28 protein-coding genes, 4 tRNA genes and 1 pseudogene are annotated in these 21,720 nt (G+C 69.2%); 8 read left to right on the top strand and 25 right to left on the bottom strand.

Features of this window, described 5'->3' with window-relative positions; genetic code table 11:
* Positions 1-140 precede the first annotated feature (140 nt).
* Entirely contained in the window at positions 141-851 is a 711-nt protein-coding gene (locus ACZ7CH_RS03700; protein ID WP_458430172.1) for a hypothetical protein, read from the top strand.
* A gap of 29 nt (positions 852-880) precedes the next feature.
* On the opposite strand, the gene ACZ7CH_RS03695 is transcribed toward ACZ7CH_RS03700, so the two are convergent.
* Complete coding sequence (locus tag ACZ7CH_RS03695; protein ID WP_470373093.1) at positions 881-1,756, bottom strand: NAD(P)-dependent oxidoreductase; 876 nt, start codon at positions 1,754-1,756, stop codon at positions 881-883.
* A 190-nt stretch (positions 1,757-1,946) separates the two neighbouring features.
* Here ACZ7CH_RS03695 and ACZ7CH_RS03690 point away from each other — a divergent pair.
* Positions 1,947-2,591, top strand: a pseudogene (locus ACZ7CH_RS03690) (GlxA family transcriptional regulator); the annotation flags it as partial.
* A 67-nt stretch (positions 2,592-2,658) separates the two neighbouring features.
* On the opposite strand, the gene rplA reads toward ACZ7CH_RS03690, so the two are convergent.
* The 12 genes from rplA to ACZ7CH_RS03630 form a co-directional block, all read right to left on the bottom strand.
* The gene (rplA, locus tag ACZ7CH_RS03685) at positions 2,659-3,369 is read right to left on the bottom strand and encodes a 50S ribosomal protein L1 (protein WP_360401883.1); all 711 of its coding nucleotides are present in this window, start codon (positions 3,367-3,369) and stop codon (positions 2,659-2,661) included.
* 75 nt (positions 3,370-3,444) lie between these two features.
* Entirely contained in the window at positions 3,445-3,879 is a 435-nt protein-coding gene (rplK, locus tag ACZ7CH_RS03680; RefSeq protein ID WP_360401880.1) for a 50S ribosomal protein L11, read from the bottom strand.
* Between the two features lie 85 nt (positions 3,880-3,964).
* Positions 3,965-4,783, bottom strand: a complete 819-nt coding sequence (nusG, locus tag ACZ7CH_RS03675; protein ID WP_360401877.1) for a transcription termination/antitermination protein NusG — start codon at positions 4,781-4,783, stop codon at positions 3,965-3,967.
* 40 nt (positions 4,784-4,823) lie between these two features.
* Complete coding sequence (gene secE, locus ACZ7CH_RS03670) at positions 4,824-5,237, bottom strand: preprotein translocase subunit SecE (protein ID WP_360401874.1); 414 nt, start codon at positions 5,235-5,237, stop codon at positions 4,824-4,826.
* 34 nt (positions 5,238-5,271) lie between these two features.
* A tRNA-Trp gene (locus ACZ7CH_RS03665) sits at positions 5,272-5,344 on the bottom strand.
* A gap of 235 nt (positions 5,345-5,579) precedes the next feature.
* Positions 5,580-5,987: a MaoC/PaaZ C-terminal domain-containing protein gene (locus ACZ7CH_RS03660; protein ID WP_470373092.1), complete on the bottom strand. Its 408-nt coding sequence runs from the start codon at positions 5,985-5,987 to the stop codon at positions 5,580-5,582.
* Positions 5,984-6,433, bottom strand: coding sequence for a MaoC family dehydratase N-terminal domain-containing protein (locus ACZ7CH_RS03655; protein WP_360401868.1), 450 nt, complete (start codon positions 6,431-6,433; stop codon positions 5,984-5,986). Before ACZ7CH_RS03655 ends, ACZ7CH_RS03660 begins: the two co-directional genes overlap by 4 nt.
* A 72-nt stretch (positions 6,434-6,505) precedes the next feature.
* Positions 6,506-6,670 carry a 50S ribosomal protein L33 gene (gene rpmG, locus ACZ7CH_RS03650; protein WP_053733184.1) on the bottom strand — a complete coding sequence of 55 codons (165 nt, stop codon included), beginning with the start codon at positions 6,668-6,670 and terminating at the stop codon, positions 6,506-6,508.
* 171 nt (positions 6,671-6,841) lie between these two features.
* Positions 6,842-6,914: transfer RNA gene (locus ACZ7CH_RS03645), tRNA-Met, on the bottom strand.
* A gap of 42 nt (positions 6,915-6,956) precedes the next feature.
* Positions 6,957-7,032 (bottom strand) — tRNA-Thr (locus tag ACZ7CH_RS03640).
* A 74-nt stretch (positions 7,033-7,106) separates the two neighbouring features.
* Positions 7,107-9,713 carry a putative bifunctional diguanylate cyclase/phosphodiesterase gene (locus tag ACZ7CH_RS03635; protein WP_360401865.1) on the bottom strand — a complete coding sequence of 869 codons (2,607 nt, stop codon included), beginning with the start codon at positions 9,711-9,713 and terminating at the stop codon, positions 7,107-7,109.
* 157 nt (positions 9,714-9,870) lie between these two features.
* The gene (locus tag ACZ7CH_RS03630; RefSeq protein ID WP_470373091.1) at positions 9,871-10,623 is read right to left on the bottom strand and encodes a PhzF family phenazine biosynthesis protein; all 753 of its coding nucleotides are present in this window, start codon (positions 10,621-10,623) and stop codon (positions 9,871-9,873) included.
* A 30-nt stretch (positions 10,624-10,653) separates the two neighbouring features.
* On the opposite strand from ACZ7CH_RS03630, the gene ACZ7CH_RS03625 reads away from it, so the two are divergent.
* Both ACZ7CH_RS03625 and ACZ7CH_RS03620 read left to right on the top strand, forming a co-directional pair.
* A complete protein-coding gene (locus tag ACZ7CH_RS03625; protein WP_360401859.1) occupies positions 10,654-11,448 on the top strand; it encodes a GNAT family N-acetyltransferase in 795 nt (264 codons plus the stop codon).
* A gap of 162 nt (positions 11,449-11,610) precedes the next feature.
* The gene (locus tag ACZ7CH_RS03620; protein WP_458430167.1) at positions 11,611-11,820 is read left to right on the top strand and encodes a hypothetical protein; all 210 of its coding nucleotides are present in this window, start codon (positions 11,611-11,613) and stop codon (positions 11,818-11,820) included.
* Positions 11,821-11,929: 109 nt separating this feature from the next.
* Here the strand turns inward: ACZ7CH_RS03620 and ACZ7CH_RS03615 are convergent, their stop codons facing one another.
* The 3 genes from ACZ7CH_RS03615 to ACZ7CH_RS03605 form a co-directional block, all read right to left on the bottom strand.
* Positions 11,930-12,355, bottom strand: a complete 426-nt coding sequence (locus tag ACZ7CH_RS03615; protein ID WP_360401853.1) for a carboxymuconolactone decarboxylase family protein — start codon at positions 12,353-12,355, stop codon at positions 11,930-11,932.
* A gap of 85 nt (positions 12,356-12,440) precedes the next feature.
* On the bottom strand, positions 12,441-13,160 hold the full coding sequence (locus ACZ7CH_RS03610; protein ID WP_470373090.1) for an SDR family NAD(P)-dependent oxidoreductase: 720 nt from the start codon (positions 13,158-13,160) through the stop codon (positions 12,441-12,443).
* A complete protein-coding gene (locus ACZ7CH_RS03605; RefSeq protein ID WP_470373089.1) occupies positions 13,157-13,978 on the bottom strand; it encodes an NAD(P)-dependent oxidoreductase in 822 nt (273 codons plus the stop codon). Before ACZ7CH_RS03605 ends, ACZ7CH_RS03610 begins: the two co-directional genes overlap by 4 nt.
* 83 nt (positions 13,979-14,061) lie before the next feature.
* Between ACZ7CH_RS03605 and ACZ7CH_RS03600 the strand changes: the two genes are divergently transcribed.
* Positions 14,062-14,418 carry a winged helix-turn-helix transcriptional regulator gene (locus tag ACZ7CH_RS03600; RefSeq protein ID WP_470373088.1) on the top strand — a complete coding sequence of 119 codons (357 nt, stop codon included), beginning with the start codon at positions 14,062-14,064 and terminating at the stop codon, positions 14,416-14,418.
* Between the two features lie 86 nt (positions 14,419-14,504).
* Here the strand turns inward: ACZ7CH_RS03600 and ACZ7CH_RS03595 are convergent.
* Positions 14,505-14,585, bottom strand: a tRNA-Tyr gene (locus ACZ7CH_RS03595).
* A gap of 120 nt (positions 14,586-14,705) precedes the next feature.
* On the opposite strand from ACZ7CH_RS03595, the gene ACZ7CH_RS03590 reads away from it, so the two are divergent.
* Both ACZ7CH_RS03590 and rfbA read left to right on the top strand, forming a co-directional pair.
* On the top strand, positions 14,706-15,197 hold the full coding sequence (locus ACZ7CH_RS03590) for a YajQ family cyclic di-GMP-binding protein (RefSeq protein WP_470373087.1): 492 nt from the start codon (positions 14,706-14,708) through the stop codon (positions 15,195-15,197).
* Positions 15,194-16,066: a glucose-1-phosphate thymidylyltransferase RfbA gene (gene rfbA / locus ACZ7CH_RS03585; RefSeq protein ID WP_470373086.1), complete on the top strand. Its 873-nt coding sequence runs from the start codon at positions 15,194-15,196 to the stop codon at positions 16,064-16,066. Before ACZ7CH_RS03590 ends, rfbA begins: the two co-directional genes overlap by 4 nt.
* Here rfbA and htpX read toward each other — a convergent pair.
* From htpX to ACZ7CH_RS03565, 4 genes are read right to left on the bottom strand one after another with little or no spacing between them, the layout of a single operon-like run.
* Positions 16,063-16,926 carry a zinc metalloprotease HtpX gene (gene htpX, locus ACZ7CH_RS03580; protein ID WP_470373085.1) on the bottom strand — a complete coding sequence of 288 codons (864 nt, stop codon included), beginning with the start codon at positions 16,924-16,926 and terminating at the stop codon, positions 16,063-16,065. The two genes, rfbA and htpX, sit on opposite strands and share 4 nt — an antisense overlap.
* A gap of 19 nt (positions 16,927-16,945) precedes the next feature.
* Positions 16,946-17,410: a 4Fe-4S binding protein gene (locus tag ACZ7CH_RS03575; protein WP_470373084.1), complete on the bottom strand. Its 465-nt coding sequence runs from the start codon at positions 17,408-17,410 to the stop codon at positions 16,946-16,948.
* On the bottom strand, positions 17,407-17,940 hold the full coding sequence (locus tag ACZ7CH_RS03570) for an NADH-quinone oxidoreductase subunit C (protein ID WP_470373083.1): 534 nt from the start codon (positions 17,938-17,940) through the stop codon (positions 17,407-17,409). The genes ACZ7CH_RS03575 and ACZ7CH_RS03570 overlap by 4 nt, the downstream gene beginning before the upstream one ends.
* The gene (locus tag ACZ7CH_RS03565) at positions 17,937-18,347 is read right to left on the bottom strand and encodes an NADH-quinone oxidoreductase subunit B (protein ID WP_470373082.1); all 411 of its coding nucleotides are present in this window, start codon (positions 18,345-18,347) and stop codon (positions 17,937-17,939) included. The genes ACZ7CH_RS03570 and ACZ7CH_RS03565 overlap by 4 nt, the downstream gene beginning before the upstream one ends.
* A gap of 225 nt (positions 18,348-18,572) precedes the next feature.
* Here ACZ7CH_RS03565 and ACZ7CH_RS03560 point away from each other — a divergent pair, with 225 nt between their 5' ends.
* Positions 18,573-19,604, top strand: coding sequence for a LysR family transcriptional regulator (locus ACZ7CH_RS03560; protein WP_360401825.1), 1,032 nt, complete (start codon positions 18,573-18,575; stop codon positions 19,602-19,604).
* A 33-nt stretch (positions 19,605-19,637) separates the two neighbouring features.
* On the opposite strand, the gene ACZ7CH_RS03555 is transcribed toward ACZ7CH_RS03560, so the two are convergent.
* The 4 genes from ACZ7CH_RS03555 to ACZ7CH_RS03540 form a co-directional block, all read right to left on the bottom strand.
* Entirely contained in the window at positions 19,638-19,790 is a 153-nt protein-coding gene (locus ACZ7CH_RS03555) for a hypothetical protein (protein ID WP_360401822.1), read from the bottom strand.
* A 140-nt stretch (positions 19,791-19,930) separates the two neighbouring features.
* On the bottom strand, positions 19,931-20,677 hold the full coding sequence (locus ACZ7CH_RS03550; protein WP_360401819.1) for a transglycosylase SLT domain-containing protein: 747 nt from the start codon (positions 20,675-20,677) through the stop codon (positions 19,931-19,933).
* Positions 20,678-21,083: 406 nt separating this feature from the next.
* Positions 21,084-21,470 (bottom strand): hypothetical protein, encoded by a 387-nt coding sequence (locus ACZ7CH_RS03545; RefSeq protein WP_470373081.1) that lies wholly within the window; start codon positions 21,468-21,470, stop codon positions 21,084-21,086.
* 57 nt (positions 21,471-21,527) lie between these two features.
* A partial coding sequence (locus ACZ7CH_RS03540; protein WP_470373080.1) for a hypothetical protein occupies positions 21,528-21,720 on the bottom strand: 193 nt, incomplete at its 5' end.

The raw sequence follows: 21,720 nt of genomic DNA, 5'->3' as shown, positions 1-21,720 counted from the left end.
GCCTCGTCCTCCCTGCGCGGGCCGCCCGTGTTGCAACGGGGCCTTCGTTCTCCTCGCGGAGAAAACCAGCGGTCTTCGGTAGAACCAGGAAAAGAGTACTCGACTGTGTACGGCCACTCCAAATCGGCATGATGTGACCTGTGACGGACGAGCCCGGCAAGGATCTCGCACCCCGGCAGCCCCCGCAGCCGCCGCAGCCCCCGATGGACCCCGAACAGCTCCGGCAGTTCCAGGAGTTCCAGCGCTTCCAGGAGTTCCAGCGCTACCAGGAGGCCACCGGCCAAGCGCCGCAGGCACCCAGGCCGGGCCCCGGCAACCGGCTGCGGTGGGTGCTGTTCATCCTCGGCAGCGCGCTCTTCTGGCGCGTGCTGACGTTCCTCGTCGTGCTGGGCTCGGCGATCTGGGCCTACAACCACTTCTTCGGCACCGACGACCCCGGCGACATCGCGCAGGACAGCGGCGGCGTGACCGGTGCGGCACAGGGACTGTCCGCACCCGCGGGCCTGCAGGGCACCGTCGGCATGTTCTACAAGCACGTCTCCTTCGCCGACACGACCCGCGCCTGCACGCTGATCCTGCGCGACGACACCCGCCAGAAGTTCGCGAACGCCCACGGCGCAAGCGATTGCGCCGCCGCGGTGAAGGGGCTGCGGGCGCAGGTCACCAACGTCGACCGGTACCAGCAGGTCATGTTCCCGCCCGAGATGCTGAAGACCCCGACCTCCACCAAGGTCACCATCGACTCCTGCGCGCTGACCGTCGAGGGCGGCCCGCGGCTGGGCACGTTCGTCGTCGAGAAGGTCGGCTCCGGCTGGGTCATCACCGACTGGAACCCGAGCACCTGCGGTTGAGCAGGGCGGCTCGCCCGGTGTTCCTGCTGTCAGCCCGCACGCCGGGGTGAGCCGCCGAGGGACTCGACGGCACGGGCCAGGCTCTCCGCGCCCCGCCCTTCGGCGACCTGCCGGTCGACCAGCGCCTTGACGGCGTCGAGCCCCGCGAACGGCACGCCCTGCGCCTCGGCGGCGCGGATCAGCGTGGCCAGCCCGCTCTGGTTCATCGCGAGGCTCGACTCCCCGCCGGCGCAGGCGGCCGAGTCGACCTCCTCGGCGAACGCGACCAGCGCGGGGTGCAGGTCCACCAGCCACGACAACAACATCGGCGTGAGCTCGGTGGCCTTGATGCCACCGGCCCGCGCCAGCGCCGCCGCGTGCAGGAACCCGCCGATCAGCCCGTACATCCCGGCCAGGACCGCCACGTCGTACCCGGACGCGCGCCCGGCGTCGGCGCCGAGGAACGTGACCTTCCCGAGCAGCCCCAACCGCTCCCGCCACCGCTCGTGCACCGCGGCGGAACCGCTGCAGTTGATCGACGACGCCGCGGTCCCGATCGTCTGCGGCACCGCGTAGACCGCGCCGTGCAGGTACTCCGCGCCGTTCTCCCCGGCCCACCGCGCCACCGCGCGCGCCTCGTCCGGCGTGCCGGAGGTGAGGTTCACCAACGCCCGCCCCCGCACGTCCACCCCGTGCAGCACCTCCCGCACCGCCCGCTGGTCGAGCACGGCCACGACCACGAGCTCACCCGCCGCGACCGCCTCCCCGACGGTGGCCGCCGCGGTCGCACCACCCTCCACGAGCGCCAAAGCCTTTGCGGCAGAACGGTTCCACACCGTCGCGGGGTGCCCGCCCCGCAGGAACGCCTCCGCCACGGCACGTCCGAGGTTGCCCAGCCCCAGCACCGTGATCGCCTCAGTTGTCATGGCTCCAGCTTCGCCACCGGTGATCACCGCAACCAGTGACCGGAATGCCCCCGTCCATCAAATTCCTGCCATAGGCTGGGTCGCATGACCGCCGGCTCCGTCGCCCTGGTCGTGCCCGACGACTTCGGCGTCCTGGACCTCTACGAACTGGGCATCCTCGCGGCCGTCTTCGGCACGCCGCACCCCGACCCTCGCACGAGCGGACACCGTCATCGTCCCGTGGGTGCCGGAGGAGGTCATCGAGGACAACGCCCCGGTCCCACCCGCCCTGGTCTCCGCCCTCCGCGAAGCACACGAGGCCGACGCCCGCATCGTCTCCCTCTGCGTCGGCGCCTTCGCACTGGCCGAAGCGGGCCTCCTCGACGGCCGCAGGGCAACGGCCCACTGGATGCACACCGCACTGCTCGCCGAGCGCTACCCCGCGGTGCGGGTCGACGACTCGGTCCTCCACGTCGACGACGGCAACGTCCTCACGAGCGCGGGCATGACCGCGGCCCTCGACTGGGCTCGCGAACGCCTGGACGAACCGCTGACCATCGACGCCCTGGCCCGCCGCGCCGCCGTGAGCCCGCGGACGTTCTACCGCCGCCTGCACGCGGCCACCGGAACCACGCCGTTGCAGTGGCTGCTCAACGAACGCATCGCCAGGGCGCAGGCGCTGCTGGAGTCGACCGACCTGCCGGTGGAGAAGATCGCGGCGTTGAGCGGCATCGGCACGGCGAACAACCTGCGGCACCACTTCCTGAAGCAGGTCGGGGTGTCGCCCAGCGACTACCGGCAGACGTGGCAGCCGGAGCGGCGGAAGCGGGCCTCACCGCCCGTCGAGCAGCACTGAGCGACGCAGGCAAAAGGCCCCCGGCGTGCGCCGGGGGCCTTTCACGGGTGCTTCAGAACCGCGAGGCTCAGGCCTCGTCCACCAGCATGTTGCGGGTGCGGTTCGGGTCGACCGGGATGCCGGGGCCCATCGTCGTGGAGACGGTGACCTTCTTGACGTACCGGCCCTTGGCCGCGGACGGCTTGGCGCGGAGCACCTCGTCCAGAGCCGCGGCGTAGTTCTCGACCAGCTTCTCGGGGTCGAACGACACCTTGCCGATCACGAAGTGCAGGTTGGCCTGCTTGTCGACGCGGAAGTTGATCTTACCGCCCTTGATGTCGTTCACCGCCTTCGCGACCTCGGGGGTCACGGTGCCGGTCTTGGGGTTCGGCATCAGGCCACGCGGGCCGAGGATGCGGGCGATGCGGCCGACCTTCGCCATCTGGTCGGGGGTCGCGATCGCGGCGTCGAAGTCGAGCCAGCCACCCTGGATGCGCTCGATGAGGTCTTCGGCGCCGACGGCGTCCGCACCGGCGGCCTCGGCCTCTGCGGCCTTGTCACCGGTTGCGAAGACGATCACGCGGGCGGTCTTGCCCGTACCGTGCGGCAGGTTCACGGTGCCGCGGACCATCTGGTCGGCCTTGCGGGGGTCGACGCCGAGGCGAATCGCGACCTCGACGGTCGAGTCCAGCTTCACCTTGGACGTTTCCTTGGCGAGCTTGGCGGCCTCCAGCGGCGAGTACAGCCGCTCCCGGTCCACCAGCTCGGCTGCGGCCTTGTAGGCCTTGCTGCGCTTCATGACTCTGTCCTAACCGTGGATCAGTCGTGGTGAATGAGCCGCGCTCGGCTCTCCCACGCTTGCGAAAGAGAAAGATCAGCCTTCGACCGTGATGCCCATGGAACGGGCGGTGCCGGCGATGATCTTCGCGGCCTGGTCGACGTCGTTCGCGTTCAGGTCGACCATCTTGGTCTGCGCGATCTGGCGCACCTGCTCCATGGTCACCTTGGCGACCTTGACGCGGTGCGGCTCGCCCGATCCCTTGTCGACGCCGGCGGCGGCGAGGATGAGGCGCGCGGCCGGCGGGGTCTTCAGCTTGAAGTCGAACGAGCGGTCTTCGTAGACCGAGATCTCGACCGGCACGACCTGACCGCGCTGCGACTCGGTCGCGGCGTTGTAGGCCTTGCAGAACTCCATGATGTTGACGCCGTGCTGACCAAGCGCGGGACCGACGGGCGGCGCCGGGTTGGCGGCACCAGCCTTGATCTGCAGCTTGATGATCGCTGACAGCTTCTTCTTCTTGGGTGGCATGTCCGTACTTCCTGTTATTGCGGTGTCCGCGCGCGGCCCTGCCAGCCGCAGCGTGGCCGATCGGTTCCTCTTTCGAGGGAACCGCTCAGATCTTGGAGACCTGGCTGAACGACAGCTCGACCGGCGTCTCCCGGCCGAAGATCGACACCAGGACCTTCAGCTTCTGGCCGTCCGCGTTGACCTCGCTGATCGTGGCGGGCAGCGTGGCGAACGGGCCGTCCATGACGGTGACCGACTCGCCCACCTCGAAGTCGACCTCGATGGTCGGCTTCGGCGCGGTGGTGGAGGCGGCCTTCTTGCCCTCTGCCGGCTTCTGCTCGCCCTGCGGGAGCAGGAACTTCAGCACCTCGTCGATCGTGAGGGGCGAGGGCTTGGAGGTGGCCCCGACGAACCCGGTCACGCCCGGCGTGTTGCGGACGGCGCTCCAGGACGCGTCGGTGAGCTCCATGCGGACCAGGATGTAGCCGGGCAGCACCTTGCGCTGCACCAGCTTGCGCTGGCCGTTCTTGATCTCGGTGACCTCTTCGGTCGGCACCTCGACCTGGAAGATGTAGTCCTCCATGTCGAGCGTGTGGATGCGGGTCTCGAGGTTGGCCTTGACCTTGTTCTCGTAACCGGCGTACGAGTGCACGACGTACCAGTCGCCGGGCGCGTGGCGCAGGGCCTGGCGCAGCTCTTCGGCGGGGTCGGCGATCTCTTCGTCGATCGGGGTCTCGTCGATGGCGAGGACGTCGACGTCCTCGGCCTCGTCTTCGTCGGCCTCGTCCGCGACGTCGGCGTCAGCGGCGTCCTCGGAGTCCACAGCCTCCGACTCGACCGTCTCGTCGGCCGCGGTGTCCTCGGACACCTCGTCGTCGATGAGGTCGGTCTTCTCCTGGGCGTCAACGCCGTTGTCGGAGCTCACTGTGGATCTCGCTTCCTGGTTGCAGCGGCAGCTGTCCGGCTCAGCCGAACAACTCGAAAACAGCCGCGCCGAAGCCGAGGTCGAGAGCCCACACCAGCGCGACCATCACGACCACGAACACCAGGACTACGCCGGTGTACGTGACGAGCTGCTTGCGCGTCGGCCAGATCACCTTGCGGAGTTCGCTGATGACCTCGCGGATGTAGCGGAAGAACCGCCCGATCAGCGAGGGGCCCTTCTCCTGTCCATCACGGGTCTTCGTCGGGCGACCCTTCTTGGCGTCGTCGTCCGAGTCGTCGGACTTGACGGCGCTCTTCTTCGACTCAGCGCTGCTGCCGTCCTTGCGGGCGGCCGGGCGAGAGGAGGCACGACGTTCACGCCGCGCCGCAGCAGTGGACGGCCGGACAGCGCCTTCGCGCTCCTCCGGCTGGTCCTGCTCGCGGCCCTCGCTCATGCCGTCCTCCACTCCACCCATGACGCTTCGACAGCAGGGGCGACAGGACTTGAACCTGCAACCTGCGGTTTTGGAGACCGCTGCTCTGCCAGTTGAGCTACGCCCCTTCGGGATCTGCGAGAGATCCCCTGGCCACGCAGGAAGTGTACGGGAGCCTGCCCCGTCCATTCCAACCAGACCGCCCAAGCATCTGTCGAGCGGCCTGTCGCACACCCTACCCACACGAGTGCCGAGAAGACGAATCAGGGTCGGGCAACCGCGGCGGCGGTGTGACCAGAACCTCCCGTGAGCACGGCAAACACCACCGGACCGGGTGGCCCGGCGGTGTCGTTGATCACATCGTCAGGCCACGCGCACGCGGGCGAACGCGCCCGTCAACACCGACTTGCCGTCAAAAGCCGCGTTGATGTTGACCTTCACAGTTCCGTCGCCGAGGTCCTTGGTGACCTTCGCGGTCACCTCGACCAGCGCGCCCTCGTCGTCGTTGGGCACCACGACCGGCCGGCCGAAGCGGCAGCCGTACTCGACGATCGCACCGGGGTCGCCGATCCACTCCGCGACGATCCGCGACGCCACGGCCATCGTGAGCATGCCGTGGGCGATGACGTCGGGCAGGCCGACGTCCTTCGCGGTCTTCTCGTTCCAGTGGATGGGGTTGAAGTCCAGCGAGGCGCCCGCGTAGCGCACCAGGTCGGCGCGCGTGAAGCGGACGGACAGGGCCGGCAGCACGGTCCCGACTTCGTGGCTCACGCGTCTTCTCCCCTCACGACGAGCATCGACCTGGCGGTGGTGACCGGCTCGCCCTCGGCCGTGCTGATCTCGGTCCGGACGGTCACCATGTCGTTGCCCATGCGGGCCACGATGCCGTCGATGTGCGCCACGCACACGAGCTGGTCGCCCGCGGTGATGGGCCGGTGGTGGACGAAGTTCTGGTCGCCGTGCACGACCCGGCTGTAGTCGAGCTGCAGTTCCGGGTCGAACATGACCGTCTCGTTGGTCTTCATCGACACCACGATCGCGAACGTCGGCGGCGCGATGACGTCTCCGTACCCCAGCGCCTTCGCCGCTTCCGCGTCGCGATGAGCCGGGCTGTCGGCACCGATCGCGTCGGCGAACTCGCGGATCTTCTCGCGGCTCACGTCGTACGGCTGCGACGGCGGATAACTACGTCCGATGAAGGCGGGGTCCAGAGGCACCGAATGAGCCTATATGCGGCGAGGCCCGCCCCACGGTGTGGGACGGGCCTCGCCGAAAGACTCGCTACGCGCTCAGCGGGTTTCCTTGTGCGCGCGGTGCGTCTTGCAGTTCGGGCAGAACTTCTTGACCTCCAGGCGGTCCGGGTCGTTGCGCCGGTTCTTCCTGGTGATGTAGTTCCGGTGCTTGCACTCCTCGCACGCGAGGGTGATCTTCGGGCGTACGTCGGTTGCAGCCACGGTCCTTGCCTTCCTGAGAGCACGCGAACCCCGGACAACCCAGTGCGGGCTTACCGCCTGGCGGGGATGGGCAGCGAGGGTGCTGCCCGGGGGTCTGGGGGCTCGGCCCCCAAAATCATGGCGGAGTGAGGACGGCTGGCGCTCTCCGCCAGCACACCTCACCCACTCACGTAGCGGTGGCCGGACTTGAACCGGCGACACAGCGATTATGAGCCGCTTGCTCTACCAACTGAGCTACACCGCTTTAACACACCACAGCCGCGATGCTCAGCACCGCGGCCAGTAGTGGAGCCCCTTTACGGAATCGAACCGTAGACCTTCTCCTTACCATGGAGACGCTCTGCCGACTGAGCTAAAGGGGCTTGCTCTTTCGTTCTTGCCGAGCGAGGAGAACTCTACAACACCCGTCCACCAAGAACGAAATCCGGGGGTCCCTTCAGTGGACCAAGGTGAGCACCGTCTCATCGCGAGCACCCCTGACCTGCACCGTTCGTGCCCGCAGCCACGCCTCGAAGCGATCTTCGGAGAGCGGCCGGGAGATCAGGTACCCCTGCGCGACGTCGCAGCCCATGCCGACCAGCTGGTCGCGCGCGGCGTCGTCCTCCACGCCCTCGGCGACCACGACGAGACCGAGCGAGTGACCGAGCTCGACGATCGAGCGCACCACGGCCATGTCGCCGAGGTCGGTGCCCATGCCGAGCACGAACGACTTGTCGATCTTCACCTCGTCCACCGGCAGCTGGCGCAGGTAGGCCAGCGAGGAGTAGCCGGTGCCGAAGTCGTCGACCGCCAGCACGACGCCGATCGCGTGCAGGCGCCGCAGCACCGGCAGGGCGCGCTCGGGGTCGGCCATGACGCCGGACTCGGTGAGCTCGAAGGTCAGCAGGCCGGAGGGCACGTCGTGGCGTTCCAGCGCGGCCGCCACGCGGTTGGGGAAGTCCTCGTCGCCCAGCGTCCGCACGGACAGGTTGACCGCGATGGACATCCGCAGCCCGCGGTCGAGCCAGCGGCGCACCCGTTCCAGGGCGCGGTCCATCACGAAGTCCGTCAGCACGTCCACCAGGCCGGTGGCCTCGACGGCCGGCACGAACTCGTCCGGGTCGACGCGGCCGAACTCGGGGTGCGTCCAGCGCACCAGCGCCTCCGCGCCCACGACCTGGCGTGAGGGCAGGGCGACCTTCGGCTGGTAGTGCACGGAGATCTGCCCGGTCTCGACGGCCTGGCGGAACTGCGTCACGAGCTGGAAGCGGCGCAGGAAGATCTGGCCCATGCTCGGTGCGTAGGCCCGCACCGGCGTTCCCTCCGTCGTGGCGCGCACGGCGACGTCCGCCCGCTGCAGCAACGCGTCGGGGTCGGGGTCCTCGGTCTCGGAGTCCGCTTTGGACGCGTAGCCCACGACGGCGGAGGCCTCGACGGTCAGCCGGTCGACGGGGTACGGCACGGACAGGCCCGCGCGGAGCCGGTCGGCGATCTCGTGGGCCGTTGCCGCCCGCTCGTCGTCGAAGAACGCCGCGAACGCGCCGCCCTCCAGGCGGGCCAGCGGCACGTCGGCGCCCAGCGCGTCGCGCAGCCTGCGCCCGGCGGCGACGACCATGCGGTTGCCCCAGGCCTGGCCGAGCGCGTCGGAGACCGTCGACAGGACGTCGAGGTCGATGCGCAGCACCACGCCCCTCTTCGACTCGCGCAGCGGTTCGGCGCAGGCCTCGCGGAAGCCCGCGCGGTTGAGCAGGCCGGTCAGCGGGTCGTGGTAGGCGTCGTGGCGCAGGCGGGCGAGCAGCCGCCGGTTGTCCACGGCGGTCGCGAGGTGGGAGGCGAGGGTGCGCAGCAGCTGGATGTCGGCCTTGCCGAAGCCGCGCCACCGGGAGAGCCGGTCGTGCGCCTCGACCGCGCCGAGCAGCTGGGTCGCGCCGCGCAACGGCACGACCAGCGCCTCCTGCACGTCGCGGCGCAGCAGGGCCTCGGTGACGTCTTCGGTCGCGTCGGCCACGCGGTAGTAGCGGACGTGCGTGCCAGGCAACTGCAGGACCGGGTCCTCGCGCACGGCCCGCGGGTCCGTCGTGGTCATCTCCTCCGGCAGCGGTTCGCCGGCGACGAGGGTGATCATGGCTTCCTGCGGGTCGGTGCGCAGGCGCAGCACGACCCGGTTGGCGTTGAGCTGCTCGCGGATGCGTTCCGCGATGAGCTGCCACTCGTCCTCTTCGACGTTCGCGGTGAGGTCGTCGTCGGGCTGGCGCGGGCCGGTGCCGTGCTGGCCCGACCGCGCGACGCGGAGGCTGACCTCGCTCAGCGCCTCCAGGTCGCGCTGTTCGCGCAGCAGCCCGGAGTAGGCGAGGTAGGTGGCGATGATCCCGGCGAGCACCAGGACGATCAGCAGGCCGCCCCACTGCGTGGTCGAGACGATCTGGTAGCCGACGAGGCCGGCCGAGGTGTTGAGCAGCGCCACGACGAGCGTCTGGAGCACGAGGCGGAGGCTGTTGCCCACCCGCATCGACTTGCCCATGAGCCGCAGGGCGCAGAGGCCCAGGACGCTCGCGAGCAGCGGCACCGTGATCGTGCCGACGAACGCGCCCGCCCAGAACGGCCCGCCCTCGCCGACCACCCGGTTCACCACGGCCGCCGCGGCGAACGCGATGGAGATCTCCATGAACATCAGGCCCGCGTTGTAGACGGCGCGGTCCAGGATCCGCCTGCCCAGCAGCGTGCCCACGCCCGCGACTACGTGCGCGGCGAGGACGATCTCGAACGGGGCCACCAGCAGGCCGAGCACCAGCGGGATCTCGGTGAAGGAGATGGTCCAGGCGACGCCGCTGCGGACGTCGACGTTGATCGCGAGCTGCTCGGCCAGCAGGAAGCCGACGACGAGCAGCGGGCCGATCCAGAAGAGCGAGGTGTGCTCCTCCTCGGGGAGCCAGGCCGCGACCATGCCCGCGCACACGACGCCGGCCACCAGGAGGGTGACGGCGAACGCGCTGAACGCGCGGTTGGTCGACTTGGCCGACCAGGCGGCCGAGTTCGACACGGGGGCCGACGCTCGGTCGGACATCCAGCCTCCTCGTCGGCCTGGGGTGGGGACGCTCAGGCGTGACTGAGGGGTCCCGTACTTGATGATCAGGACCCCTCCAGGGGCACCAGAGTACCCCGCTCGGGGGACGAAATGGCAGGTCGAGCACCCCGCGTGACGCCTGTTCACCCAGACGTGGCTAGTCGGTCAGACGCCCCTGGAGCACCGTCACGGCCTGCCCGGAGAGCAGCACCCGATCTTGGGCGAGAGCAGCCCTGACGAACCCGCCGCGCGCCGACGCCTGCTCCGCCAGCAGGTCAGCGCGCTGCAACCGGGGCATCCAGTAGGACGCGAGCGTGCAGTGCGCCGATCCGGTGACGGGGTCCTCCGGGATGCCGACGGCCGGGTAGAAGCACCGGCTGACGATGTCCGCCTCGCCATCGCCGACCGCCGTGACGATCACTCCGCGTGACGACATCTGTGCCAGTCCTTGGACGTCGGGCCGCAGGGAACGGACCTCCTCCGCGCTGCCGAGCTCGATCAGGTAGTCGAAGCGGCCGACCGCGACGGACTTGATCGTCGCATGTGGGAGCGCCTCCGCTAGTCCGACTGGCGGGTCAGTCAACTCAGGTGGATCGGCCGGGAAGTCCATCCGGATCCACCCGTTGTCGGGTACGCAGGTGAGCACACCGCTACGCGTGGTGAACCTCTGCTCGCCGCCGAGCACGTGTGCGGTGGCCAGCGTGGCGTGCCCGCAGAGGTCGACCTCGACCTCCGGGGTGAACCAGCGCAGGTGGTTGTCGGGGGTGACGAAGGCCGTCTCGGCGTGCTTCATCTCGGCGGCGACGTGCTGCATCCACACGTCGTCGCGCGGTTCGGTCAGGAGGACGACCCCGGCCGGGTTGCCCGCGAAGCGCTTGTCGGTGAACGAGTCCACCACGAATATCTCCACCGGACCGACCCTGCCAGGTAGAAGTGGCCAGTGGACGACGACTTCTCCTTCACCGAGACGGACCCCGGCTCGATCGGGGCGACCTGGGGGCCGCTGCGGGTGCACCGGCTGCACTGGCGGCCCGGCTGCGACCTGCCCGCGTTGCTCGACGAGTGGGAGCCCCGGCTCACCGGTCTCGACGACCCCGACACCGCGGCGCTCGTGACCGTGCCGAGCCACGAGACGGCGACCGCGGCGCCGTTGCTGCACCACGGCTTCGCCCCGCTCACGGTGGTCGCGGAACGCCTCGCCGGGCGGACCGCCCCTGCGCGGCCCTCGACCGTCGCGGTGCGCCCCGCGACCCGCGCCGACCTGGACGTCGCGGTCGAGCTGAACCTGCACACGGTCCGGTACGACGCCGAGTTCGGCATGGTCACCGTGCGCGCGAACGGCGCGGAGCACCTGCGGGCGGCGCTGGCCGAGGTGCTCGACCGCGACCACGAGGCGATGTGGCTCGCGGTCCACGGCGGCACGCCCGTCGGGATGGTCTACGTGGACCTGCCGCGGCACGCGGGGTGGATGGACCGGTTCGCCGAGCAGCGGCCGTTCGCCTACCTCGGCCACCTCGGCGTGCGACCCGACGCCCGCGGCAGCGGCGCCGGCAGCGCCCTCGTCGCGCACGCCCACGCGGTACTGGACGGGGCAGGCGTGGCGTCGACGTTGCTGCACCACGCGCTGCCGAACCCGCGCTCGACGCCGTTCTGGTACTCGCACGGCTACCGGCCGCGCTGGACGACGTGGGTGCGCCGGCCCGCGCTGAGGTCCTCCCCCGGCGTGTCGCCGTGACCCGAACGGCCTACTGGGTCAAGCTCACGGCGTTCGCAACCGTGAAGAACCCGGACCGACCCGTACTTGTGGAACGAATGCGGACTCTTTTCGACAAAGGGACAAGTGGACCGGACACCACACCTGGGGGTCGAGATGGAGCTCAGCGGAAGAGCCCGCGCGATGCTGAAGGCTGTCGAGGCAGGCAGGGCCGAGGTGACGGGCGGCTCGGAACCGGAGCTGTACGTCGACGGCCTGCCGTGCTGCGACCAGACGGCGACGCACGACCTCGTCCACGCGGGACTGCTGCGCGCGGCCGAACCGACCCGGTTCGAGCACCGCGTGTGCGCCGAGCTGACCGAGGACGGACGCGCCGCGCTCGCGGCGAGTTGATCGCCTGATGATCGAACATTTGTTCGACATGAGGTATGCTGCGCCGTGAGGCCGGCACGCAAGGGAGAGGAAGCTCTTGCGCGCCGGCCTCGCTCTTCGAGACGCCGGATCAGCCGGCTTTCTGCTGGGTGCCGACGTTCATGCGGTTCCACAGGTTGATCGCGCCGATCACGAGCATGAGCCCGGCCAGCTGCTCCTCGTCGAAGTGCTCCGCGGCCCCGTTCCACACCTCGTCGCTGACGTGCACGTGCGTCACCTGCTCGGCCAGCGCGAACGCCGCCTTCTCCGCGTCGGTGTAGTACGGCACGTCCCGCCACCCCGCGATCGCCCAGATCTTCTGGTCCTCGACGCCCGCCTCGCGCAGCAGCCTGGTGTGGTGGTCGATGCAGGCCCCGCAGCCGTTCATGATGCTGACCCGCAGGCAGATCAGCTCCGCGAGGTCCTTGTCGACCCCGGTGGTCGCGGCCGCCTCGGACAACGCCAGCAGCGCCTGCATCGCACCGGGAACGCTCAGCACCGGGTTGGCAATCCTCATGGTTCGTTCTCCCTGTCTTCGTCGCCTGTGCCCTGTTGACCCGGCGGGCGGCGAACGTGTGACAGGCCGGCGCGAGAACTTCTCCTCAGGCGCTGACGCCCTGGCCGAGACCACCGTCGACGGCGAGCTCCGACCCGGTCGTGAAGGTCGCCTCGAACGCGAGGAACAGCACGGCTTTCGCCACCTCGTCGGACGTGCCGTGCCGCTTGAGCGGCGTGATCCGGTCGCCCTCTTCCTTGAACTGCTGGACGACCTCGTCCGGCACACCGGTCACGCCCATCGACGGGGTGTCGATGAACCCGGGGCTGACGACGTTGACCCTGACCCGCGGCGCCAGCTCCGCCGCGAGCCCCCTGGCGAACGCCCTGACCGCGGCCTTGGCCCCGGCGTAGACGCTCAGCCCCGGCGACCCCAGCACCGTGGCGACGCTGGTGGTGAAGACGATCGAGCCACCCTCGACGACCAGCGGCGCGAGCAGCTGGGCGGTGAAGAAAGCGCCCTTCGTGTTCACGTCGAACGTCGTGTCGTAGTCGGCCTCGCCGGTCTGCGCGAACGGCGTCAGCGTGGAGAAGCCGACGTTGACGAAGAGCAGGTCGATGGTGCCGAACCGGCGCCTCGCCTCGTCCCTGAGCCGTGCGATGTCGCCGAGGTTCGCGGCGTCCATCGAGAGGCCGTGCTCGACGTCGTCGGCCTTGCGCCCGGTCAGCAGCACCTCGGCGCCTTGTTCGAGCAGCCTGTCCACGACCGCGCGCCCCATGCCGTGCGTGCCGCCGGTGACGACGGCCTTCTTCCCCTGGTACCTCACCTGATCACCTCGATGACGCTCGCGATGCTGTGCGTGCCGTGCCCCTGCTCCTGCGCGCGCCGGTACAGGTCGTGCAACGCCTGCGGCAGCGCGGTGTCGAGCCCCTGCTCCCGGTTGGCCTCGGTGAGCATGCGCAGCCCGGCCACGTTGATGTCCAAAGCGGACACCTCGGTCTCGTAGCTCCGGTGCCGCGTCTCCTCCCCCATCTCCGGCAGCATGCCGCCGAGCTCGTTCAGCCACTGCGCAACCATCGGCGTGAACTGCTGCGGCGTGATGCCCTCCGTGCCCAGCAACGCGACCGCCTGCAGGTACCCGGCGAACGTCGCCCACATGATCCCGAGCAACCCGAGGTCGTACAGCGCGGCCAGCCCGGCGTCCGCCCCCACGTGCACCGGCTCGCCGAATGCGTCCAGCACGTGGTGTTCCTCGTTGCCGCTGAAGAAGATCCGCGCACCCGGCGTCCCGATCTGCTGCGGCACGGCCATGATCACGCCGTCGACGTACTCGACCCCGTTGTCCGACGCCCACCGCGCGGTGGCCCGCGCCTCCTCCGGCGTGCCGCTGGTGAGGTTGACCAGCGTCCTGATGTTCTTGCTGAGCAACGGCTGCTGCACCGCGTAGGAGGTCAGGCACGTCACCACGACGTCCGCCTCGAACGCTTCCTCGGTCGTGCGCACCCTCGTCGTGCCGGCCGGCGTTGGTTTGTCCGCCGACCTGTTCCACACCGTCACGTCGTAGCCCTTTTCGACCAGGGCGCAGGCGAGCGCGCTGCCCATGCGGCCGAGGCCGAGCACGCTCACCGATTTCTTGGTCCCCATGGCCGAAATCGTCGTGCCGACACTGACAGAACGACAAGTACCTACTATTTTGTCAGGTACCCACCTTTTGGTAAGGATCGAGCATGAAACCACGGACGTACTCGTGCGGCCTCGACGCGGCCATCGACGTGATTGGCGGCCGCTGGAAGGCCCTGATCCTCTGGGCCCTGCACCACGGCCCGATGCGCACCGGCGAACTGCGCCGCTCGGTGTCCGGCATCAGCGAGAAGATGCTCATCCAGGTGCTGCGCGAGATGGAGGCGGACCGGATCGTGCACCGCGAGGTGTTCCACGAGGTACCGCCGCGCGTCGAGTACTCGCTGACGCCGCAGGGCACGCGGCTGAACGACGCACTGCTGCCGTTGGGCGATTGGGGCGAGGAGAACATGACCGACATCGCGCGCCGCCGCGGCGTGGAACCGGCTCCGCGGCACGGGTGAGCGTTCGAGCTCAGTCCCGATCGGACGAGCTGAGCCGGAAAACGACGAGGGGTCCCTGTCCGCAGACAGAGACCCCTGGCGTCGAGTGGCGGGTAGAGGATTCGAACCTCTGTAGCTTTCGCGACGGATTTACAGTCCGCTCCCATTGGCCGCTCGGGCAACCCGCCCCACACCGTCGTAACGGTGCGGTGGGAACAATACATAACCCCGTCGGGCGGCCTCAAATCGGGGTCCCCCAGTAGCATCGGTGCTGCACGAAGACCCCGAGATCGTTGAGGAGTGAAGTCGTGGCGGACCCGTCGTTCGACGTGGTGAGCAAGGTGGACCGGCAGGAGGTCGACAACGCGCTCAACCAGGCGGCCAAGGAGCTGAGCACGCGCTTCGACTTCCGCGGCACCGGCACCACTGTGGCCTGGGCCGGCGAGGAGGCGATCACCTTCACCTCGGAGACCGAGGAGCGCTGCAAGGCGGCGATCGACGTCTTCCAGGAGAAGCTGGTGAAGCGCAACATCTCGATGAAGGCGTTCGAGGTGGGTGAGCCGGCGGTGTCCGGGAAGGTGTTCAAGGTCACGGGGAACCTCGTGCAGGGCATCTCGTCGGAGAAGGCCAAGGAGATCGCGAAGAAGATCCGCGACGAGGCGCCGAAGGGTGTGCAGGCGCAGATCCAGGGTGACCAGCTGCGGGTGTCGGGCAAGAAGAAGGACCACCTGCAGGACGTCATCGCCCTGTTGAAGGGCTCGGACTTCGGCATTGCCCTTCAGTTCACCAACTACCGGTGAAGGGCATCGTCCTCGCCGGTGGCAGCGGGACGCGCCTGCACCCGATCACGCAGGCCGTCTCGAAGCAGCTGTTGCCGGTCTACGACAAGCCGATGATCTACTACCCGCTGTCGGTGCTGATGCTGGCCGGCATCCGGGAGGTGCTGATCATCTCCACCCCGGTCGACCTGCCGCTGTTCCGGCGGCTGCTGGGTGACGGGTCGCAGTGGGGCATGCGCTTCGAGTACGCCGAGCAGGCGGCTCCGAACGGGCTGGCCGAGGCGTTCGTCATCGGCGCGGGCTTCGTCGGTGGTGACGACGTGGCGCTGGTGCTGGGCGACAACATCTTCTACGGCCAGGGCTTCTCCAGCACCCTGCAGCAGCACGCGTCCTCTTTGGACGGCTGTGTGCTGTTCGGGTACCAGGTGAAGGACCCGGAGCGGTACGGCGTGGGCGAGGTGGACGCGTTCGGCAAGCTCATCTCCATCGAGGAGAAGCCGAAGCAGCCGAAGTCAAACCGGGCGATCACCGGGCTCTACTTCTACGACAACGGTGTGCTGGACATCGCCGCGAACCTGAAGCCGTCGGCGCGGGGCGAGCTGGAGATCACCGACGTCAACCTGCGCTACCTGCGCGAGGGGCGGGCGCAGCTGGTGGAGCTGAGCCGCGGGTTCGCGTGGCTCGACACCGGCACGCACGACTCGATGCTGGAGGCCGGGCAGTTCGTGCAGGTGCTGGAGCACCGCACGGGCGTGCGCATCGCTTGTCCCGAGGAGATCGCACTGCGCATGGGGTTCATCTCCGCGCAGGAGTGCTACGCGCTCGGTGAGAAGCTCGGCAAGTCCGGTTACGGCGAGTACCTGATGGCCGTGGCGCAGAGCACGCGCTAGCGCCTGGCCATCTCCTCGAGCCTGCGGATGCGGTCGGCGATCGGCGGGTGGGTCGAGAACCACTTCGCGAACTGCTCCCCCGAACGGAACGGGTTCGCGATCATCAGGTGGCTCTGCGACACCACCTCCGGTTCCGGTGCGAGCGGCGCCGCCCGCGTCCCGAGCTCGATCTTGCGCAGTGCCGAGGCGAGGGCCAGCGGGTCGCCGGAGAGCTCGGCGCCGGACGCGTCCGCCTGGAACTCGCGCGACCGGCTCACGGCCAGCTGCACGACGGTCGCGGCGATCGGGCCGAGCAGCGCGATCAGCAGCAGGCCGAGCGGGCCGGGGCCGTCGTCGTCACCGTCGTCGCCGCCGAAGATCCCGGCGAACAGGGCGAGGTTCGCGAGCATCGTGATCACGCCGGCGAGCGCGCCGGCCACGCAGCTGATCAGGATGTCGCGGTTGTAGACGTGGGCGAGCTCGTGGGCCAGCACGGCGCGCAGCTCGCGTTCGTCGAGCAGGTCCAGGATGCCGGTCGTGCAGCACACGGCGGCGTTGCGCGGGTTGCGGCCCGTCGCGAACGCGTTCGGGGCGACCGTGGGGCTCAGGTACAGCCGCGGCATGGGCTGCCTGGCCTTCTGCGACAGCTCGCGCACGATCGCGAACATGACCGGCTGCTCCACCTGGGACACGGGCCTGGCCCGCATCGCCCGCAGCGCGAGCTTGTCGGAGTTGAAGTACGCGTAGGCGTTCACGCCCAAGGCCAACAGCAGGCCGATGACCAGTGCCGTGCGGCCGAACAGGCTGCTGATCACGATGATCAGCGCGCTCATCCCGCCGAGCAGCAAGGCCGTCTTCAACCCGTTGATGTGCTTGTGCACGGTTCCGCCTCCGGGTTCTTCACGTCCTACCCCTCAACGAACCCGGACGCCTGCCAGTTCCGGTGGCCGTCTCCGGTGCGGGCTCCGCGGCCGGGTCGAGCGCCGGTGGCGGCGGCACCTGGTCGACCCACGTGGCGAGCACGTCCCGTTCGTGGACGAGCTCGGCCACGGCACCGTCGCCGTCGAGCGAGCCCGTGCCCGGATAGCCGAACTCCGGCGCCCAGTGCAGGGCGTCGAACGGGCAGACCTCGACGCAGATGCCGCAGTACAGGCACTGGCCGTAGTCGATCGCGAACCGGTCGAGCACGTTGCGGCTGCGCGGCCGGGCACTGCCTGGCTGCTGTTCGACCTCGGTGTGCGACGTGATGTGGATGCACCAGTCGGGGCACTCGCGCGCGCAGATCATGCACACGGTGCAGTTGGCCTCCAACAGCGCGATAACGCCCCTCGTGCGCGGCGGAAGGCTGTTCTCCGGCCCGGTCATGACGTGCCTTCCTCTTCACGGCGCGGGCCCCACGACGGGTCCGGCACTCCGGGTGGTGCGGTGCGGCGGCGGCTCGGCGCGCTGGTGTTGTCCTCGCCCGGCTCCAGGCGGCCCGGCCATGGGCGCACCACCCGTGCGGCCAGCACGAAGTCCTTGCGCAGCGGATGGCCCTCGAAGCTCTCGGGCAGCAGCAGGTGGTCCGCGGGCGCGGTGAGCGTGATGCCGAACATCTCGGCCGCCTCGCGCTCGTGCCACTCTGCGCCCTTCCACAGGTGGGCGACGCTCGGCAGCACCTCCTGCTCGCCGACCTCGGTGCGCGCCATGACGCCTTCGCGCGTCCGCGGGTCGATGACGTGCAGGAACACCGCGTGCCGCTGTCCGGCGGCGCCCGGCCGGCCCGCGTCCTCGACGCCGAGCCAGTCGAACATGACGAAGCCCTGCCCGTGGTGCGCGGTGGCCACGGCGAGCCAGTCGGCCAGCTCCACGTGGTGGACGGTCTGGCCGAACGCGGTCTTCGGGGTGGCGGTCACGCGTTCACCAGCCGGTGCAGCGCCTTGAGGCCTTCGAGCAGCGCTTCCGGCCGCGGCGGGCAGCCGGGAACGGCGACGTGGACCGGCAGCGCCTGGTCGATGCCCTTGGTGACGCTGTAGGAGTCCCAGTACGGACCGCCGGTGTTGCTGCACGCGCCCACTGAGATCACGTACTTCGGTTCCGGCATGGCCTCGTAACTGCGGAGCACAGCGGGCAACATGACGTCCGTGACGGTGCCGGAGACGACGAGCACGTGCGCCTCGCCCGCGCCGTCGACCGGCGTGACGCCGAGGTCGGGAAGGCGGTCGAGCGCTGCCATCACCTCGACCCCGCAGCAGGCGAGTCCGAGTTCGAGCACGGTGACCTGGTAGGTGGTGCCCCATTCCAGGCGAGCGGAAGCCGTCACAACCAGCGAGGGTAATACTTGGGGGCCCGCCGGCTTGCGCCTGGCGGACCCCCACCCCCCAATGATTCCCCCCGGAATCGGCTCCCACGCGTGGTCGCCGCGGATAGTTTTGTACACCGCCAGATAAGTGTCCAGGGATTTACCGGCAGAATCTGCAGATTATCTGTCTGCGAACTGCGGTCAAGTTCAGTTCAACTGATCGGTAGAACACCAGAGAGGGTTCCGATGTCCGGCTCGTCCCAGTTGGTGCTGCCCACCAGCACCTCGCTGCACCGTCTGCTGAACATGCCCGGCGCTCTCCTGGACACCACGATGGACCAGCTCAGGACGCTGTTGACGGTGCACGAGACCCGGTCGGCCCTGCGCGCGGCACGGGCGCTGGGACGTGAGCAGTCGAGCGTGCAGAAGCAGCTGGACACGTTGAACAGGAACTTCCGGGAACTGTGCGGTGAACCGCTGGTGGTGAAGCAGGGACGCGGAAGAGACGTGCTGTTCACGCCCACCGGTGAGTCGCTCGTCGAAATGGCGCGGGAGACGCTCGCGGACTGGCTCGACGGAATTCACGAGTGCCGCCGCAAGCTCGGGACGACCGTCACCGTCGGCACCACGCGATACATGCTGGACACGCTCGCGAAGGCGTGGCACCACGTCGCCGACGAGTTCCGCGAGCGCGACGTGGACCTCAAGGTCGTGCACATCCGCACCAAGGACATCTGGACGAAGCTGGAGACCCGCGAGGTCGACGTGGTGTGCGGCAGCGTCGTGACGCGGGCGGGCGCCGGCTGGGAGCGGCCGGAGTTCGACGTGATCGAGTGGCGGCGCGGCGGCCTGGCGCTGCTGACGAACCTGCCGGACGCGGTCGTCGGCGAACGGGTGCGGGTGCCGCAGCTGCGGTCCCTGCCGCTGGTGGTGCCGGGGGCGGGGCTGATCGCGGAGTTCCTGCGCGGCTGGTTCGGCCCCGACTACCGGCAGAGCATCGACATCGCCGCGGAGATCGACGAGATCCAGTACGGCATCTCGCTGCTGCGCTCGAACCTCGTCCAGGGAGCCATGATCGTGACGTCCGGTTTGGGCGTGGTGGCGTCGAACAACGAGCTGCGGGAGGGAGGCGGCCTCCGGGTCGTCGAGCTCGCAGATGACTCGCTGGAGCGGCTCGTCGGCGTTTTCGCCCGAACGGACGAACTGTCGAAGCACCCGGCCGATCACCCGCTCAACCTGCTGTGGGCGGCCTTCACAGCAGAAGCGCCCCGGCCGTAGCCGAGGCGCTCCCGGGGTCCTGCGGGTGCTGCGCTACTGCGTCTTCGCGGGTGTCATGGCGTCGTGCTCAGGCCTGCGGGGCTCGACTTTGGGACGGTGCTGGGCCTTGGCCATCTTGGCCAGCCAGCTCGTCGCCTCCGAGCGGATCTTCGCCAGCTCGGTGTCGGGTGCCTGTTGCTCGTTCATCGGCCACTCCCTGCGTTCGGGGGATCGCTTCGATGGGAGCACTACCGGGCGTGCGCCCGCTAGGGCCGCCATGCTTGTGGGTGAACTCTGTTGACAGCATCGCCCGCCGATGGGGTTCCCGCACCCTGGGGCGACCGTTCTCAGTACCCCAGGTACCCGCCGCCCAGGTTCATGTTGACCAGACCCGGGTGGTTGTGGAAGCCGCCGTAGCGCGCGTAGGTGTAGCGGACACCGGCGATGATGTTGTCGACCGGCGCCAGGATGTTGTCGTACCCCGGCAGCTTGTACGCGCGGAACGTCGGGTCGATGCACTGCATGAGCCCCTTGGACGGGGTGCCGCGCAGCGCGTTGGAGTCCCAGTTGTTGACGGCGTTCGGGTTGCCGTTCGACTCCTTCATGATGATCGTGTAGATCTCGTCGAGGCTGCTGTTGTCGATGTTGGTGCCGTTGGCCTGCAGGACCTTGATGGCTTCCTTGATCCAGCCCTCGACCTCGCGCTGCTTGGCCGGCTTGCGCATCTCGGCCTGGAGCTCCGCCTCGACGCGAGCCGCCTCCACCCGCTGCGCGTGCGCGTCCTTGGCGATCTTGCTCGCCTGCTCGAACGTCTGCATCGCGTACATCTGCTGGAACTGCAGCAGGCGCCCGACCTCACCGCCGGGGTTGACGTCGTGCACGGTCTTCAGGGCCTGCTGCGTCTGCGGAGCCGCCCCGAGCTCGGCCGCACCCGCGGCGAGGTCGGTGGAGGAGCCACTGGTGGCCGCGTTGGCGATGGCGGCCGTGCCGGCGGCGACACCCGCCGCGACGACGATGGCGCTCACGCGGTGGGCGAGCGGGACCTTGTCGTCCTCGGCGCGGTGGGAACCGGGCTTCACTTCTGCTTTGGGCACGACCGTGTACACGGTTCGGCCGGCGGCCTTGCTGTGCCGGGCCAAGGGGGAGCCTCCTGCGTCGGGGAGCTTGGTCTCCGGCGTTCCCGGCGGGGGATTCCGGGCGGACCCGCGGAACCCGTCGAGCTGCGGTTCCCGTGTCCTGCCAGTGACCAAACCGTTATCGGCGGGCGAGAACGTAACCTCGCGTCACGAGCACAGGCAAGCCTGGGCACCCGTTCGGTGACTCTCGTCACGTTTCCGATGACTTGGGCGATCCGTTGCTAACACACAGTCAGCACTGCTGTGAACGCTTCCGTGATGTGTTCATCGTTGCCTCCTGGCGAACCGGCGGAGCTGTCTGCCGACTCGGTGCTCGCTTGGCACACAGTTCTGACGAGAGGTACGGAAGCGTGGCCGCCGCGGTTCACGGCCGGTTGTTCTGGCGCCTCTGCTCCAGCGCCTTGAGCACCCAGTCCGCGCTGTCGCTCGGCCCGCTGTTGAACGCGATGGCCGCGTCCGGCTGGAGCCAGTGCACGAGGTTCACCACCTGCTGGAACACCTCCAGCAGCTCCGGCTGCTTGCGGATGCCGCCACCGACGACCACGCAGTCGTACCGCTTGGCCTTGAGCCGGTCGGCGATCCCGGCCAGCGCGGCGTCGCCGAGCTGGGCGAAGTCGACGAGGTGGAGGTCCTCGGCGAGACCGAGCTCGGCCGCGAGCCTGCTGCCCTGCTCGATGGCCGCGGCGACGGCGTCCGGGTCGTAGCCGGGGATGGTGTGCGGGTCGAAGCCGATGACGAGAACGGTGGGCACCCGCCGGAGGCTACTGCCGTTCGGTGGCCCTCGGCACCGTTGACGAGGGCCACCGGTTCAGGACGCGGGTGCCACCTCGAAGCCCGCGATGCCGACCCTCATGCCGAGGAGCCACATCAGCGCGGTGGCCGCGCCCAACAACAAGGCAACGCCGAGCGCGAGCGTGAGCAGGCGCAGCAGCAGTGACCAACTGGACGTGTGGTGGCGGATCGTGGACCAGAGGTTCTCGGCGGGTCCTTCGCTTCGGCGG

Source organism: Lentzea sp. NPDC037011 (assembly GCF_055607425.1).
This window is presented reverse-complemented; position numbering and strand designations above follow the sequence as displayed.

Excerpts from the sequence above, each read along its gene's own strand:
- ACZ7CH_RS03615 (WP_360401853.1), bottom strand. The coding sequence starts at position 12,355 with ATGAGGATTGCCAACCCGGTGCTGAGCGTTCCCGGTGCGATGCAGGCG.
- ACZ7CH_RS03605 (WP_470373089.1), bottom strand. The coding sequence starts at position 13,978 with ATGGGGACCAAGAAATCGGTGAGCGTGCTCGGCCTCGGCCGCATGGGC.
- secE (WP_360401874.1), bottom strand. The coding sequence starts at position 5,237 with ATGAGCGAGGGCCGCGAGCAGGACCAGCCGGAGGAGCGCGAAGGCGCT.
- ACZ7CH_RS03635 (WP_360401865.1), bottom strand. The coding sequence starts at position 9,713 with ATGTCCGACCGAGCGTCGGCCCCCGTGTCGAACTCGGCCGCCTGGTCG.
- ACZ7CH_RS03560 (WP_360401825.1), top strand. The coding sequence starts at position 18,573 with ATGTCCGGCTCGTCCCAGTTGGTGCTGCCCACCAGCACCTCGCTGCAC.
- rplK (WP_360401880.1), bottom strand. The coding sequence starts at position 3,879 with ATGCCACCCAAGAAGAAGAAGCTGTCAGCGATCATCAAGCTGCAGATC.
- ACZ7CH_RS03555 (WP_360401822.1), bottom strand. The coding sequence starts at position 19,790 with ATGAACGAGCAACAGGCACCCGACACCGAGCTGGCGAAGATCCGCTCG.
- ACZ7CH_RS03695 (WP_470373093.1), bottom strand. The coding sequence starts at position 1,756 with ATGACAACTGAGGCGATCACGGTGCTGGGGCTGGGCAACCTCGGACGT.
- ACZ7CH_RS03575 (WP_470373084.1), bottom strand. The coding sequence starts at position 17,410 with ATGACCGGGCCGGAGAACAGCCTTCCGCCGCGCACGAGGGGCGTTATC.
- rplA (WP_360401883.1), bottom strand. The coding sequence starts at position 3,369 with ATGAAGCGCAGCAAGGCCTACAAGGCCGCAGCCGAGCTGGTGGACCGG.
- ACZ7CH_RS03600 (WP_470373088.1), top strand. The coding sequence starts at position 14,062 with ATGAAACCACGGACGTACTCGTGCGGCCTCGACGCGGCCATCGACGTG.
- ACZ7CH_RS03620 (WP_458430167.1), top strand. The coding sequence starts at position 11,611 with ATGCTGAAGGCTGTCGAGGCAGGCAGGGCCGAGGTGACGGGCGGCTCG.